The sequence below is a fragment of the Novosphingobium sp. MBES04 genome (assembly GCF_000813185.1).
GTDB classification, from domain to species: domain Bacteria; phylum Pseudomonadota; class Alphaproteobacteria; order Sphingomonadales; family Sphingomonadaceae; genus Novosphingobium; species Novosphingobium decolorationis.
In genome coordinates, this window is record NZ_DF850490.1 from 124,580 (window position 1) to 139,350 (window position 14,771).

General features: G+C 61.5%; 12 protein-coding genes and 5 pseudogenes. 10 read left to right on the forward strand and 7 right to left on the reverse strand.

All coding sequences use genetic code 11. The annotated features are described in order from the left end of the window. Positions 1 to 371: 371 nt before the first annotated feature. Together MBENS4_RS22510 and MBENS4_RS22515 are read right to left on the reverse strand one after the other, a co-directional pair. On the reverse strand, positions 372 to 1,565 hold the full coding sequence (locus tag MBENS4_RS22510) for an IS91 family transposase (RefSeq protein ID WP_039396210.1): 1,194 nt from the start codon (positions 1,563 to 1,565) through the stop codon (positions 372 to 374). Positions 1,566 to 1,569: 4 nt separating this feature from the next. After that, positions 1,570 to 2,163, reverse strand: a pseudogene (locus MBENS4_RS22515) (tyrosine-type recombinase/integrase); the annotation flags it as partial. A 416-nt stretch (positions 2,164 to 2,579) separates the two neighbouring features. On the opposite strand from MBENS4_RS22515, the pseudogene MBENS4_RS27705 reads away from it, so the two are divergent. Continuing rightward, a pseudogene (locus MBENS4_RS27705) lies at positions 2,580 to 2,712 on the forward strand (transposase); the annotation flags it as partial. Positions 2,713 to 2,724: 12 nt separating this feature from the next. Here MBENS4_RS27705 and MBENS4_RS22520 read toward each other — a convergent pair. Next, the gene (locus MBENS4_RS22520) at positions 2,725 to 3,177 is read right to left on the reverse strand and encodes an RrF2 family transcriptional regulator (RefSeq protein ID WP_039396213.1); all 453 of its coding nucleotides are present in this window, start codon (positions 3,175 to 3,177) and stop codon (positions 2,725 to 2,727) included. 89 nt (positions 3,178 to 3,266) lie between these two features. On the opposite strand from MBENS4_RS22520, the gene MBENS4_RS22525 reads away from it, so the two are divergent. From MBENS4_RS22525 to MBENS4_RS22560, 9 genes and pseudogenes are all read left to right on the forward strand, one after another. Then, a complete protein-coding gene (locus tag MBENS4_RS22525; RefSeq protein ID WP_039396422.1) occupies positions 3,267 to 3,680 on the forward strand; it encodes a group III truncated hemoglobin in 414 nt (137 codons plus the stop codon). Further along, the gene (locus MBENS4_RS22530) at positions 3,677 to 3,952 is read left to right on the forward strand and encodes a DUF1971 domain-containing protein (protein ID WP_039396217.1); all 276 of its coding nucleotides are present in this window, start codon (positions 3,677 to 3,679) and stop codon (positions 3,950 to 3,952) included. Before MBENS4_RS22525 ends, MBENS4_RS22530 begins: the two co-directional genes overlap by 4 nt. Positions 3,953 to 3,994: 42 nt before the next feature. Continuing rightward, positions 3,995 to 5,218: an NO-inducible flavohemoprotein gene (gene hmpA, locus MBENS4_RS22535; RefSeq protein ID WP_039396219.1), complete on the forward strand. Its 1,224-nt coding sequence runs from the start codon at positions 3,995 to 3,997 to the stop codon at positions 5,216 to 5,218. 93 nt (positions 5,219 to 5,311) lie between these two features. Next, positions 5,312 to 6,010: an HPP family protein gene (locus MBENS4_RS22540; RefSeq protein ID WP_340140867.1), complete on the forward strand. Its 699-nt coding sequence runs from the start codon at positions 5,312 to 5,314 to the stop codon at positions 6,008 to 6,010. 1,308 nt (positions 6,011 to 7,318) lie between these two features. Beyond that, positions 7,319 to 7,480, forward strand: a pseudogene (locus MBENS4_RS25055) (Tn3 family transposase); the annotation flags it as partial. A gap of 187 nt (positions 7,481 to 7,667) precedes the next feature. Next, positions 7,668 to 8,177, forward strand: a complete 510-nt coding sequence (locus MBENS4_RS22545; protein ID WP_340140868.1) for a hypothetical protein — start codon at positions 7,668 to 7,670, stop codon at positions 8,175 to 8,177. Continuing rightward, entirely contained in the window at positions 8,159 to 8,632 is a 474-nt protein-coding gene (locus tag MBENS4_RS22550; RefSeq protein ID WP_242405087.1) for a hypothetical protein, read from the forward strand. The genes MBENS4_RS22545 and MBENS4_RS22550 overlap by 19 nt, the downstream gene beginning before the upstream one ends. A 55-nt stretch (positions 8,633 to 8,687) precedes the next feature. Beyond that, complete coding sequence (locus tag MBENS4_RS22555) at positions 8,688 to 8,954, forward strand: antitoxin of toxin-antitoxin stability system (protein ID WP_239026579.1); 267 nt, start codon at positions 8,688 to 8,690, stop codon at positions 8,952 to 8,954. Then, positions 8,951 to 9,235, forward strand: coding sequence for a type II toxin-antitoxin system RelE/ParE family toxin (locus MBENS4_RS22560; RefSeq protein ID WP_039396227.1), 285 nt, complete (start codon positions 8,951 to 8,953; stop codon positions 9,233 to 9,235). Before MBENS4_RS22555 ends, MBENS4_RS22560 begins: the two co-directional genes overlap by 4 nt. A 123-nt stretch (positions 9,236 to 9,358) precedes the next feature. Here the strand turns inward: MBENS4_RS22560 and MBENS4_RS22565 are convergent. From MBENS4_RS22565 to MBENS4_RS22580, 4 genes and pseudogenes are all read right to left on the reverse strand, one after another. After that, positions 9,359 to 11,541 (reverse strand): annotated as a pseudogene (locus tag MBENS4_RS22565) (TonB-dependent receptor). Between the two features lie 89 nt (positions 11,542 to 11,630). Continuing rightward, positions 11,631 to 11,813: a membrane protein gene (locus tag MBENS4_RS22570; protein WP_039396231.1), complete on the reverse strand. Its 183-nt coding sequence runs from the start codon at positions 11,811 to 11,813 to the stop codon at positions 11,631 to 11,633. Then, on the reverse strand, positions 11,810 to 12,976 hold the full coding sequence (locus MBENS4_RS22575) for a PepSY-associated TM helix domain-containing protein (protein ID WP_052322712.1): 1,167 nt from the start codon (positions 12,974 to 12,976) through the stop codon (positions 11,810 to 11,812). Before MBENS4_RS22575 ends, MBENS4_RS22570 begins: the two co-directional genes overlap by 4 nt. 1,253 nt (positions 12,977 to 14,229) lie before the next feature. Then, positions 14,230 to 14,771, reverse strand: a pseudogene (locus MBENS4_RS22580) (integrase); the annotation flags it as partial.

Sequence of the window (14,771 nt, forward strand, 5' to 3'; positions counted from 1 at the left end):
TCAAACGCAGCGTATCGCTTAACCGAATGCCTTCAAAGCTGTCGCGCGACATAATCACTGTCGGACGACCAACAAGGTGAAGGGTTTCGGGCGCTTGCGTACGAAAGCCTCCCATGCAGGAACCCGCGGGCCCCGATTACCGAGCTATGGGGATTTGCGCTTTGGTGTGGTCTGCCGGGGTAAAGTGCGCGTTATGACGGAGGCGCGACAGCAGCGCAGGGGCAGGTGTCTGGATGCGCCGAAGGTGCGTTCGGGCCACTGTCGAGGTTGATGCCAGGAGCGGACACGGGCGCGACGCGTGCCGGGGGTAAGTCGGCCCTCTGACCACCGCGCGCTCTGCGGGGCCATGGTGACAGGCGGATCATGCCGGGTCATGCGGCGCGCTCCCGGATTGGCGGGCTGGACCTGGGCGGCGCGCGGGGCTGGCTCCAGCGTGGGAAGCTTTCGATGACGATCATGCGCCCGCCGCAGCACGGACATGGTGCGCAGATGTCGGGCTCGGCTTCGGGCTCTGGCGCCTCAGCCTCTGGCGTGACGGCAAGCAGGCGGCGGGCGAGCGCGAGATTGTCGTGGCGTGCGGCGCTGGCGAGCAGGCCGTAATGGCGGATGCGGTGGAAGCCGCGTGGCAGGACGTGGAGCAGGAAGCGGCGGATGAACTCGTTGGCGGTCAGGGTCATGACCCGCTGGCGTTCGGGCCCATCGCGGCGATAGTCCTTGTAGCGCAAGGTCACGCCGTTCGCGTCGAAGGCGACGAGGCGCCGGTTCGAGATGGCGACGCGATGGGTATAGCGCGACAGGTAAGCGAGCACCGCTTCCGGGCCGGCAAAGGGCGGCTTGGCATAGACCACCCAGCGCTTCTTGCGCGCCGGGGCAAGATGACGCTGGAAGGCCCGCCGCTCTGTCAGATCGGTCAGGGACCCGAAGTAGGCGAGCTTGCCGGCACCATGCAGCGCGTTCAGCCGGGTGAGGAAGAGCCGCCGGAACAGCGCCCCCAGCACGCGCACGGGCAGAAGGAAGGCCGGACGCGAGGATATCCAGCGACTTGCATCGGGCGCGATGCCGCCGCCCGGCACGATCATGTGGACATGCGGATGGTGGGTCATTGACGATCCCCAGGTATGGAGGACGGCGGTGATCCCGATCCGGGCGCCCAGATGGCGGGGATCGGCGGCGATGGTCAGCATCGTCTGCGCGGCCGCCTTGAACAACAGATCGTAGACCAGCGCCTTGTTCTGCCACGCGATGTCGGCAACCTCGGCGGGCAGCGTGAAGACGACGTGGAAGTAGCCGACGGGAAGCAGGTCGGCCTCCCGTTCGGCCAGCCAGGTGCGCGCGGCGGCGCCCTGGCATTTTGGGCAATGCCGGTTGCGGCAGCTGTTGTAAGCGACCCGCCAGTGCCCGCAGTCCTGACAGGCCTCGACGTGCCCGCCCAGGGCGGCGGTGCGACAAGTCTCGATCGCGGACATCACCTTGAGCTGGGCAAGACTCAGGTGCCCGGCATGGGCCGCCCGGTAGGCTTCCCCTGCAGAACGGAAGATGTCCGCGACCTCGAGGTCGGAGCGCACCGGCTCATCCGGCGTCGTCTGGTCCTGTGGGCGGCTTGCCCTCCATCAGCGCCATCAACTGGTCGAGCGGGCTCGACACGGCGTGGATCGTGCGGGTGGAGACCTTGGTGTAGAGCGCGGTGGTCTCCAGCTTGCTGTGGCCCAGAAGGACCTGGATCACGCGGATATCGACATCCTGCTCGAGCAGATGCGTGGCGAAGGAATGGCGTAGGGTGTGCGGGCTGACGCGCTTGCGGATACCGGCCACCTCGGCCGCCTCCTGGACCGCGCGGTGCAACTGTCGAGTCGAGATCGGATCGGTGACGTTCTGGCCTGGAAACAGCCAGCCATGCGCGATCAGCACCCCACGCTTCCTGCCCTCTCGCCACCACATCCGCAGCAGTTCGAGCAGTTGGGGCGAGAGCATCGCATTGCGATCCTTGCCGCCCTTGCCCTGTTCGACGCGGATCAACATGCGTGTGCTGTCGATATCGTCGACCTTGAGGTGGGCCACCTCCGACACGCGCAGGCCCGCGCCATAGGCCACCCCCAGCGCCGCCTTGTACTTCATGCCGGGGGCGGACTGGAGCAACCGCGCGGCCTCCTCGACGCTCAGCACTTCGGCCGCCGGCTTGCCTTGCGCTTGTCAGCCAGAACCAAACTCCCGTGCCGATTGGATCATGTGATCGAACGCTTATCCCCCCGTCGATCCGCCGGCGAAATCGGCACATTGCGGGCCGGTTGATGAGCCTCATACCGCAACTCGTCGCCCGTTCCGACGGGCCCAAAAGCGAAAAACCCATAGCTCGGTAATCGGGGCCCGCGGGTTCGTGCCTCGGAGACTTTCGTACGCCTGCCGGCGCCCGAAACTCTTCACGGGATCGGACGCTTGCGTATGCCCCCTCATGCAGGCATCCGCGGGCCCGATAGGCTGGGCTATGGGGATCTGCGCTTTGGTGTGATCTGGCAGGGTCAAGTGCCTGCTTTGATGGAGGCACGACGGTCGCGCTGTCGCGGGGGGGCTGTAAAGCGCCCCATGTGCTGCAGGTTGGTTGCCCTTGGCGCGCTATGCATGAGCGGTGCGGGAAGTGGAATTCAGTCTGTGTTCGGTTCGGGCGCTGGGCCGAGCAAGGCGCAGTGGGATGCCATACTGCAAACCTTGGTTGATCACGCGGCGCTTTCACGTGCAAGGTCCACGCCCGCTGTCACAATCAACAGACAGCTGAAGCAACGGTAAAATGCTCCCTTTGCGGGCCAATACGTCCGCAAGCGAATACCGATCAAGTACCTCAAAAAATGCCGTAAGCGCTTCATCCAGAACACTCGTCAGGCCGCAAACGGGGGCGATAATACAATCGCCACATCCGACCAGGTCGAGATCATCTTCGGTTTGTCTGATCAGCATGCCGACATTGATGTCCTTCGTCAGCTTTGCCAATCTGACACCACCTGAACGGCCGCGAACGCTTTCGACATAGCCTTCGCGGACCAGCTCGCTCACCACCTTCATCAAATGGTTTTGCGAGATTTTATAGGCTGTCGCGATCTCGGAGATTGAGCACAGCCGATCGGTCCGCGAGCCCAGGTATAGCAGCACGCGCATGGAATAATCGGTGTAGCGGGTAAGCCGCATGATGCCTCGCCTCAATAATATGCATCTTTCTTGCATATTTTCTCCACCCCGTATAGATGCATCGCAAATGCATGTTTGGAGTCGGGCTGATGAGTTTGGAAATCATCGACGAGAACCGCCTGCGCCGTTTGGTCGAGGCATTCTATGCGGAGGTCCGAGCGGATGAAGAGCTTGGCCCGATCTTCAACGATGCAATCGATGACTGGCCCAGCCATCTTGCCAGGCTGACCGACTTCTGGACCTCGGTGATATTGGGCAGCGGTCGATACAAGGGTCAGCCGGTTCCCGCGCATTTGAAGCACAAAGACCGGATGTCGCCTGAACTTTTCGAACGCTGGCTCGGGATATGGGCGCGGACCACTGAAACCATGGTGGAGCCACCAGCCGCGAATGCGCTTCAGATAAAAGCACGCCGGATCGCGCAGAGCCTGCAACTCGCACTGTTTTTCCGCATTGATGCTCCGAAGCGGGAGACGGCGGTAGGAGGGGCGCCGATAGCATGAGCATCTCCCAACCCTATCGCTCGACCCCGATCTTCGATGAGAAGCGCCTGCCCGCGGGCCTGCGCCAAAAACACGATACGAAGGACGGGGTCTGGGGCCTGATCCGTGTGCTTGAAGGCAGGCTGATGCTAACCGTCCTCGATCCGCCGTCCGAGAAGACCCTTTCCCCGGAGAGCCCCGGTGTTGTTTCTCCTCAACAACTCCATTTCGTCACCCCGCTTGGGGCGATGAGAATGCAGGTGGACTTCTACCACGAGCCGCCACCGGCCTGACAGCCTTCAGCTCCGGTTACATTACCAGAAAAGGAAACGTTGATGTCAAAGACACTCAGCGACGAGACGATTGCGCTCGTCAAGGCGACTGTTCCTGCCCTCGAAGCTCACGGGTTGGACATCGTGCGTGAGATGTATGCGCGGATGTTCAAGAACTCGGAAATCCGCGATCTGTTCAATCATTCCCATCATGGCGCACCCGATGGCGATACCGGTGCGCAACCGCGCGCGCTGACCGGCGCGATTCTAGCGTATGCGAGCAATATCGAAAATCTCGCTGCACTGGCCCCCGCCGTTGAGCGGATCGCACAAAAGCACGTCGGCCTGCAAATCCTTCCCGAGCATTATCCGCATGTGGCCGAGGCGTTGCTAGGAGCAATCAAGTGCGTGCTAGGTGACGCGGCAACGCCGGAAATACTGGCGGCCTGGGGCGAAGCTTATTGGTTTCTTGCAGACATCCTGATCGCCCGAGAAGCCATGGTTTATGAAAAGCAGCGTGGTACCGAAGGTGGCTGGAATGGCTGGCGCGACTTTCGTGTCGACCAGATCATCGAGGAGAGCAGCGTGATCAAGTCGTTCATGCTGAAACCTGTCGATGGCAATCCAGTCCTGCGCCACAAGTCCGGCCAATATCTGACGTTCTGGTTCGACATTCCCGGCCATCCCCCGATCAAGCGCAACTATTCGATCTCGTCTGCGGCAAATGGAATCGGTTATCGCATCTCAGTGAAGAAGGAACCCAATGGCCTTGCTTCGGGCTGGCTTCATGATGACGCGGCGGTCGGCACCGTCCTCAAGGTTGCGCCACCTGCGGGTGAATTCTTCCTACCCGAACAATCGGATGGACCCGTCGTGTTGCTGTCGGGCGGTGTCGGGCTGACCCCCATGGTGGCTATGCTGGAGACGCTGGCATCTCAACGACGTGAGAATTGCGTGCAATATATCCACGGCACCCATGATCGCGAAACCCACGCCATGCGCGATCACATCCGTTCGATTGCTGCAGAGCGTCCTGCCATTTCAGTCGTGGATTTCCACCAGACCCCACTGGCCGATGAGGTTCCGGGTGAAGATTTCGACCACGCGGGGATCATCACCGACGCTTGGCTGGTCGAGCATACCGATATCCGGAATGCAGACTACTTCCTTTGCGGGCCGCGTCCGTTCTTGCGGGCGGCAGTTTCGGCACTGTCTCAAGCAGGAGTACCCTCGCATCGTATCCATTACGAGTTTTTCGGCCCCGCAGACGAATTGTTGGCGGCATAACCGTAATCTGGAAATCCTGCAGCGCTTCCGTTCCCTGCGCCCGACATCGGCTTTGGACGCGGGGAACGAATTGAATCAGAACTGCGAGTTGAAGTGCTGAAGCATCTCATTTCCCACCCGGCCAGTCTTTTACCGCAAGCCGCGAGCGGCCATCTGGGTTGGCTGCGCGGAGCCATCGGTGCTGGCCTTGCCATTTGCGTGTCCGGCCTGCTGACGCTTGTTCTGATGGGCGGTGGTAGCGCCGGTCTTCCGATTTTGGTCGCTCCATTGGGGGCCTCGGCCGTGCTGGTCTTTGCAGTGCCGGCAAGTCCGCTGGCCCAGCCATGGTCTGTTATTGGAGGGGACCTGATCTCGGCCACAATCGGGTTGGCGATCGGACATTGGCTTGGTGCACCTGTGCTGAGCGCTGGGCTGGCGGTTGGCATTGCGATCGCAGTCATGTCGGTGGCGCGATGTCTGCATCCGCCGGGGGGCGCATGCGCACTCTTATGCGCACTTGGTGCGTCGGGTACGGAAGCCTGGGGAATGGGCTATCTCGTTCCCATCGCCATCAACGTATTATCGCTGGCAATCGCGGGTTGGCTCTATAACAACCTGACAGGACACCCATGGCCACATCGGGTGAAAGTGCTGCATTCGCCGGCATCGACCGAAACTGACTGGACGCATGATGACCTCGAGGCAGTGCTTGCCGAATGGAATGAGGTGGTCGATGTCGATGCCAACGAGCTTGAAGCCATATTCCAAGCGCTTCAGCGCCGGGTCAAGGCGAGAAATAGTCAGGGCATGTGATCGAGCATCACAATCAGTGTGAATCCAACTCGTCGTTGCGTCTCAAACCATCGATTGCAAAACTTCGGAATCCGCCTGCCTGACCGCTTTGCCACCCATTGCGCCCAAGTCGGGCGCCTTAGGAGCGTTTGGAAGGTCTCTGGACCAGTCAGTCCGGTGTCCAGATCGCAAGCAGCACCTCCCCCTTGTTCAAGACAGCAACTGCGGTTAGGCACCTAGAATGTCGTGCCAGCTTTCCAATCAATCGAGCTTCCGGATTTGGATCGCCGGACTGCTGGCGCTCATCGGGCTACATGCCCTGCAACCGTTCCAAGTCACGTTTGACGTTACACAGGGCTCGGCATTCAGTGCGACGACTGTTGATGTCGCTGTGGCGGCGAGCCGGGATACTCATGGTTTTAGCCCCAGAGTAGCACCTGACCAGAAGCTTCATATCCCATTTCGATGGGCCTTTCAGACGGCTGACAGTTCAGCGGCAATCGAGGGGCCACCCCTTGTCCCAGAAAGGCGAACTTTTTCTCCGCGCAGGCATCCAGGATTTCCTCCGGATAGCACCGGGCCTCCCAAATCCTGAGCTAGTTTCCGTTCCGTGCGCGCTCTGTGTGCATGATAAGAAATCTACTCAGGAAGTTCCTTCAATATGAAACCGAAAGATTCAGACAGCTTGGCTGCGACTGAAGATCGTGAACGTGCGCGTAATATTTTATTCGGATATCCGAATTTAACCGAACACGAGCTCCAAGAACTGCACAATTGGTTCACTCGGGTCGCAACCCCACTAGATCTGGGCATTTTGGCTTCAGATGCAGGCATCATCTCTCAATACCGTGCGTATAGGTCAGATCATGTGGATCGATTAAAGGTACGGGATGTGATTACAGCCACATTGTTCGTGGCCTCAATATCACTAGTGATGTTAGTGATATACTTAAATGCCCCATGAGTAACTAATCGCATGATGCTTGGAGGCGAAGACGTATTGTCGCCTCCAAGATTCTACGGAAGAAATGAGTATCTTTGCCGGGACCACAACTATCCTGCCCCCCCCCGCCAGATCTGACATTCCGCTTTCGGCCTAGCCTCCTGTAGCCAGCAAGCTGCCACGCACCCTGGCATCAAGGGCTGTCAGGTCGGGCAGGCGCCCTAGGGCGTAAACTCACAAAATCGCTTGAGGTTTGACGTCCATCCTGATTCAGAGCCCAGCATATCGGAGGGTGAGATCGGATGGCGGCATGGCTGTGATGATGTGACCGCCCCCCCGACGGCATTGATGTGCCAAGGTGGGTCTGGAACGATCCACACAGAAGAGCGGTGATTGTTATTTACTGGAACACCCTGCATCTTCACGAGGCCGTCGAGGCACGGCGCCGCGATGGTCTCGATGTCCCGCCCGACCTGCTCGCCCATATCTCGCCGCCGGGCTGGGCGCACATCCTGCTCACTGGCGAATATCGCTGGCCCAGCAACGCTGAGCCGGTGTATCAAGACCAAACCGCAGGGCGGACAAGGAATAGCGATGGTCAGGCCGACGATCAAACCGCCAAACGAAAAGGCAATTCGGGCGCTATTGACGAAGCACGCGTGTCCACTTGGTTATCACGAGGTGCGGACCCGCTTGCTTGGCGCCATCGCGAGCCCCGATCCAGACGTCAAGCCCATGAACGTGATCGCCAGTTTCTGGGGTGGCGCATTGCCTGAGTTCGACAGCATCGACGACGCCAACGAACTGCTTGGCGCACTGGTGATGGGATTGTGGAATCAATTGTCGGTGCATCAGGATCCCAAGATGCCATTCAAAGCCATGGCTGTGCCGATGGAGCCCACGGCCGCAAACTTGGGCAATTTTGGGAACGTACGCGGCCAGGAGGCTGAGGGCTTTGTAGAGGGCCTGTTCAACGGCGCGGAGCAAGCCGATCTTCCCGAGCGTGCGCACGAAGCCATCACGCATTTGGGTGAAATCAGGGCCATGATGCTCAGTGTCGCCGATCTTATCGAGCGCACCGCCGGTGAACCCGAGGATCGCGATCAAATCAAGGAAACCATCAAGCACTTGCGCACCATGACGCAGATCATGGAAACCGAAATCCACGCGGCTGTCCTCTCCTGCGTCCGTGCACGGACACAGGGGCTTCCCGGCCTGACCGCGCCGTGGCCAACCAGACATTGAAAGCAGCTGTCGATATGGATGCCGAGCAGAAGCTGCGCGAAAAACTGCGCAAGATCGAAGCCTTGTTCGCTGGCGCGGCTACTGCGGGCGAACAGGCGGCTGCCAGCGCTGCCGCTGAGCGCATACGGTCCCGCTTCGCGGAAACAGGTGCGCGGGAACCTGCTGAGGAATTCAAGTTCTCCATTCCCGATCCATGGTCGCGACAGCTCTTTACCGCTTTGTGCCGCCGCTATGGACTTCGGCCATTTCGCTATACCCGTATGCACCGCCAAACCGTGATGGTCCGTGCGCCGGCCAGCATCGTCAACGGCACGCTGTGGCCCGAATTTCAGGAATTGAGCGACGCGCTGTGCGCACACCTGCTGGCCATAACGGACCGGATTATCAGCGAAGAGGTCTATGCCATGGCCTGGGAAGCCGAGGAAATCTCTGAACCCGCGCTCTTGAAATCTTGACCTAGCGCTGGTCTAGTTTGTATATACAACGTCAGTACCTTGTGGAGATATCCCGTTGAAAGCCGCTGTGTTCACGATGAAGCTGGAAGCCGACCTGCGGGCAGAGTTCATGGCCGAAGCGGAGGCAAGCCACCGCTCGGCTTCGCAGGTGGTGCGCGAATTCATGCGCGCATTCGTCCAGCAGCAACGCGCGCAGCGCGAGCATGACGCCTTCCTGCAACGCAAGGTTGAAGTCGCCCGCGCCTCGATGCGGGACGGACTTGGCCGGTCGAACGAAGAGGTCGAAGCCGCCTTTGCCGCACTGCGCGCCGCCCATTCGTGAAAATCATCTGGACGCCGCAGGCGCAGCACGATCGCATCGCGATCTGGGATTATCTCGTGGAGCACGATCCTGCTGCGGCACTTCGGATCGATCAGCTATTCAGTGATGCCGTTGCCAGACTGGCTGACTTCCCCTCGCTTGGCCATGTCGGCACGGTCGCAGGGACGCGAGAACTGACGCCGCACCGAAGCTATCGCATCGTTTACGAGGTTGCAGGTGATACGGTTTGGATATTGGTTGTGATCCACACCGCACGGCAATGGCCGCCGCTACAGGATTGAAATATCCAATGCGTCGCGGAAGTGGGTGCCTCATGGCCTTAACGGCCGATTCCGCACCCCGCGGGAACTGCCCCCTTCCAGGACGGGCTTGGACCCCGCCCTGGAACATGTGCTGAAGTCGGCCTAGAAGTCGATCGAGGCCGAAGCCTTGAAGGTGCGCGGAGCGCCTTGCAGGAGGGCCGCGCTCGAGGTGCCGAATGCCGAGGACCAGTAGCGGGTGTTCGCCACGTTATCGACCGTGAAGCGCAAGGTGAGCGGCTTGTCGCCGGCATCGAGAACGTAGCGCGCGCCAAGATCCACGCGGGCCCAGTCATCCAGTTCGAGGGTGTTGGCTGCGTTCACCCACTGCTTGCCGGTGTAGACCACGCGCCCGGTCAAGGTGGCACCGAAGGGCAGGTCCCATTCGACGTTGGCGTTGGCCATCCATTCCGGAACCCCGATCGCACCATTGCCCTCGTTCACCGCGCCCGACGTCCGGCGCAGTTTGGCATCGGTATAGGTCGTGCCCGCGATAACCCTCAGGCCCCGGGTGATCTCGCCGTCCATGCTGAACTCGATACCGCGATTGCGCTGTTCGCCGTAGATCCCGTAGGTGATGGCGTTCGCGTTGGTCGGGGTCGGCGTCGAGATGCTGAAGCCGCTTGGGCGGTCGATCTGGAAAGCGGCGAGCGAGAGGTTGAAGGCGCCCAGGCGCAGCTTGGCGCCCGCTTCGTACTGCTTGGTCTTGAATGGGGCGAAGACCTCGCCGGGATTGGTGAGGTTGGTGTCCATGCTCGCCCGGTCGCCCTGGACCAGCCTTCGGCGCGGTTGGCGAAGAACGAGAGACCCTCGACAGGCTTGAAGACGACGCCGACGACAGGCGTGACCGCGCTTTCATCGTAGGTGGTGCTGAGCGCGCCGTCGGCGTAGGCGTAGCTCTTCGTGGTGATCGACTGGAGACGCATTCCGGCGGTGATCAGGAGGCGGTCCTGCCACAGGCCCATGGTGTCCGAGACGAAGACGCTGCCCAGGCGGCTACGGGTGATCGGGAAGGGATCGTCGAGATCACCGCCCGCAAAGTGGTAGCCATCGGGCCGCGCAACCTGCGGCGTATCATAGAGATTGGTGGCGATGGGCGCGGAAAAGTCCGAACCGCCATAGACGAAATCGTAGGCCGTGCGCGCCACCTGCCAGATGTAGGAGGCACCGACGTTGAACTCGTTAGTGACCCCTGCGGCGTCCAGCTTTACGCGAAGCCCTCCGGTCGCGGCTTCGTTGTTGGAGGTATAGGGGATGTAGGAGGCGCTGCCGTCGGCCGCGCCCGTCACCGCGTCGGTGACCGTGAGGCCGCTGTAGACACCTTCTTCCGAACCATCGCGCGCGCCGAACGAGGCGTAGAGCATGGCCTTATCGGAAAGGTCGTATTCCGCGCGCAGCGTGCCGAAGACATCGCGCAGCTTGGAATAGGTGAATTGCTGGCCATAATTGTGCGATGCGCCCGGAACACGCGGGATATCGGTGACGCCTGCTCCCAGCGAGACGGTCGGGCGCTGGCCGTGGACTTCGTAGCGCTGGTAGGCTAGGTCGAGGAACAGGCGGGCGCGCTCGCCCCGGTAATCGAGGCTCGCGCCGATCACGTAGGCGCGGCGGTTCTCATCGTCGATGGCGACATCGCCCGAGCGCACGGCACCGTTGATCCTGAGACCCCATGCGCCGTCGCCGAAGCGGCGCGCGACATCGAAGCTGCCGCCGAAGTGGCCGCTGGAGGTGTAGTTGGCCGTCGCCCGGGTGAGGGGGGTATTGCCTGCCGTCTTGGTGACGAGGTTGACGCTGCCGCCCAGGCCCGATCCCCCCGGCGCTGCGCCGTTGAGGAAGGCGCTGGCACCGTTGAGCACCTGGACCTGCGAATAGAGTTCGGGCGCGACCAGTTGGCGCGGGGTGATGGCATAGAGGCCGTTCAGCCCGACATCGTCGCCATAGAGCGTGAAGCCGCGAATCACGAACTGCTCCGAGGCGTTGCCGAAACCATAAGTCGTGCGCACCGAGGGATCGTTCTCGAGCAGTTGGCCCAGCGTGTTGGGCTGCTGGTTGAGGATGAGCGTCTCGCCGTAGCTCTTGATGCTGAAGGGCACGTCCAGCGCGTCTTTCTCACCCAGCACGCCGAGCGAACCGCCTCGGATCACTTCTGTGCGGTTGCTGCGCTGGGCCGTGACGATGATGTCATCGTCGCCGGACGCGGTGTCGGTCTGGGACCAGGCCGGGGCTGCGGACACGAGGGTCAGCGCCGATACCGTGGCGAGGACGGCAACGCGGGTGGAAAGGCTCATTACGGCTCCCTTGGGGAATGTTGGCTATTGTTGCTGGCCGGCTAATGCGAATAAGTCGCAGAATTAATCGTGGATTTGCCGGCGCCTGATCAACTGCGGCGCCGGGCCCAGGCCCAGGGAAGCGTCGCCACTGGCAGACCGAGCGCCGCCCACGACAGGGCATCGCGCAGGCCATCGCCGGTGAGCGCGCAAAGCAGGCCGACAAGGCTGGCCACGGCGATGCAGGCCGGGGCGGCGAAGACCTGCCGCAGCGGCTGACGCACGCGCTTCATCGCAGGGCCTCGCGGGTCAGGGGAAGAGTGCTGCGTCCATCCTCGCCGGATCGGCGCGACCGGCGCCGGGCGAGCCAGAGATAGAGGCCGCTGCCCAGGATCACGAGGGTGAAGATGTTGAGGAGTGCCCAGATGATCTTGAGCGGCAGCCCGCCGTAGTCGCCAAAATGGAGCGGCTGCGAGAGGGCGAGCGCCTTGGCGTACCAGGGCATCGGCGCGCTGGCGGTCAGCGCGCCGGTTCGTGCATCGATCAGGGCGACGGTCAGGAGATGTTCGGTCAGCGGGGAGCCGCCCTGGAAGAAAATTCCATAGTGATGCCCCGAACTGTAGTTGCCGCCCGGGAATCCTATGAAATGCGGGTTGCGGCCGGGAAGGGCCTTGCGCGCCTTCGCCATCGCATCATCGAGCGAGCCGTAGTCGGCAGGCGCAAGCGCGGCCTGGCCTGAATAGGTCGAGATCATGCGGGCAAGCTCGGTCGCTTTCCACGAGGCATTGATCGGCTCAGCGAAGGTATTCACCACGCCGGTCAACCCCACGACGAGAGTCCAGGCCAGGGCGACGATCCCCAGCAGGTTGTGATAGTCCAGCCATTTGACGCGCCGGCTGCGCGAAGTGCGCAGGCTCCCGAAAGCGAGTTTGCGCATAAACGGGGTGTAGAGCACCAGGCCCGAGATAACCGCGACCGCAAACAGCAGGCCCATGGCGCCGAGGAACAGCATGCCGCCCAAACCCAGGAACATGTCGGTATGGAGTTGCAGCAGGAAATGCATGATCCCGCTTTCGTCCAGCGCGGAGACGAGCTTTCCGGTCGATCGGTCGAGCACCATCACAGTCATGTCCGCGCCCGGGGAATCGGGCCGCGGCGCGGTGGTGACGGTCATCAGCGGTTGGATGTTGTCGAAGGCCATGAAGGTGGGCACTTCGCCCGGCCGCGCGGAAAGCGCGATCTGCAGCATCCGGTCGAGCGGCAGAAGCCCGCTGGCTTCGCCAGACGATGCGACACCGGGCATTCCCACGTCGGGCGTGCCTTCGCTCAGCACGTCGATCTCGTCGTGGAAGATCAGCGGGAGGCCGGTCAGGCACAGCATCACCAGGAATGCCGTGCAGACAAGGCTGCTCCAGGTATGGACCACGTCCCAGGCGCGAAGGGTGCTGTTTTTCACGCCCGCGGCCTAGTGCTTCTGCGAGCGAGTTGCAACTGGTGGATCAAGAGGCGGCGCGTCGGCTACGAGCGCGCAAGCCGCCGCATTTAGCGCGCTCGCGTCAAGCCGAAGGCGGCGGGGATGCCTAGCTGGGCCTGGCATCCCCGTCCATGTTCGCAGCTGCGGTGGCCGCCGGGTACTGTAGCAGATGCACGTGCAGCGCCGCTTCCCAAGCATGCTACCAAGGCCCTATATTGTGATACTGCATCTGGTTGAGCCCACGTTTCTGACGGGCGCGGCCAGCACCGCCTGTAGCGCGTCAAACAGAATGAGGTTTTCGCGTTAATTTAGGGCAAGCCGACAGCGAAATACATATGCAGGACATAGTAGATTTGGTATGGGCAGCGAGATCGCCTTGGTTAGGCGGTCTTTGTACCCACGGCGTCAGGCAACGCCCCCCCTCCTGACAAGGATCCTGACGTCAAACCGCCTTTCTTGCAGAGATGCCTGTCTCCACATCAGGAAAGGCCAGGCCCGGTGGCGGACTGCCTCCGGGCCTGATACACGCCGAATTGGTCAAATTTCACCAATTTCTATCCTTGCTCTTGCAAGAAAGGCCCGAACGCATGACGAAAAGTCCTCAGGCAAGCCTTCCTTCACGCGCAGAAATCAATCAGGCTCTCAGTGCAGTAGGGCCTTTCTCCTGGCCCGAGGATGAGAATGATCTGATTGCGTTGGTGCAGCGAATTCTGAGCGAACTGCCTCGCACCAAGTAGCGACTGGTCGCATCAGACCTCCTCCTGAGGTGAGTGCGCACCATCCGCAGTGCCAAAACGGCAATAGCAGTCCCGGACAGGTGGGCGGCCACCAGCTGCTATCGCCGACAGAGGTCATCTGGAGACTTGTCCCATTGGGATCAGACGAGTTCCAGCCTGACAGTTGTGAAAAAGAGGGGAACGCCGGAGCTTGCAATGCCCGTCCTCGGCAAATGGGGCGGACACAATAGGTTAGAGGCCCCCTATCATCACACCGTGGATCCGGCCGCGTTCAGGTTCGAGCAATCACAGGCCTCTATATATGAACTTTGAAACCAAAAACGCTGGCAGCCTCCACCAATTGAATCAGTCAAGGCTGCCAGCTAGTTGCAGAGCATGAAGAATCATGCCCTTCGGGTCGCACCATAGGGATCACATAGCACTGGCCTGTGCACAACACGAATATTGTGCACGAGCAGCTCTGCGCGAAGAAAAGTTCTGGAGGCCTCTGCGAGCGGGTTACTTCCGGGCCTGCGACAAGACACGTGACGCCGCGCCGTTTTCAGCGCGTAAGCGCGCGCCATAGCGCAGAGCCGTCGAGGGCGAGGACCAGCGCAAGGCTTGCGCGATGGCCAGCCCATCCTCGCCCGCGGCAAGTAAATCCTGGGTCAGACCCACGCGCAACGAATGCGTCGACAACGCCGCAATCGCTGCATCCAACTGGCCGGCCGGGATCACCGCGTGTCCCTGGCGCGCGGCTGCGAGCGCGACACGGCGGTAGATCCCGGTCACCCCCGGGCGCGACAGGGGCGCCGAACCAACCGTGTACGTCACCAGCTCGGCCGCATCGGCGGTTCCATCTTCGCCCCAACGTTCGTCCGCGCGTTCTTTCGCGCGCTGGCGACGCCGATCAACACCGACCCTGCGAAACACCACGCCTTCGGTGATGTCCGCCTCGCTGCACCATTGGCCGACCCGGCGCATGGTTTCGGGTGAGAGCCAGGCCCAGGCGCCCTGGCCCTGCTGATCGGTCTTGGAGCGCGGAAGGTAGAGCAGTCCGG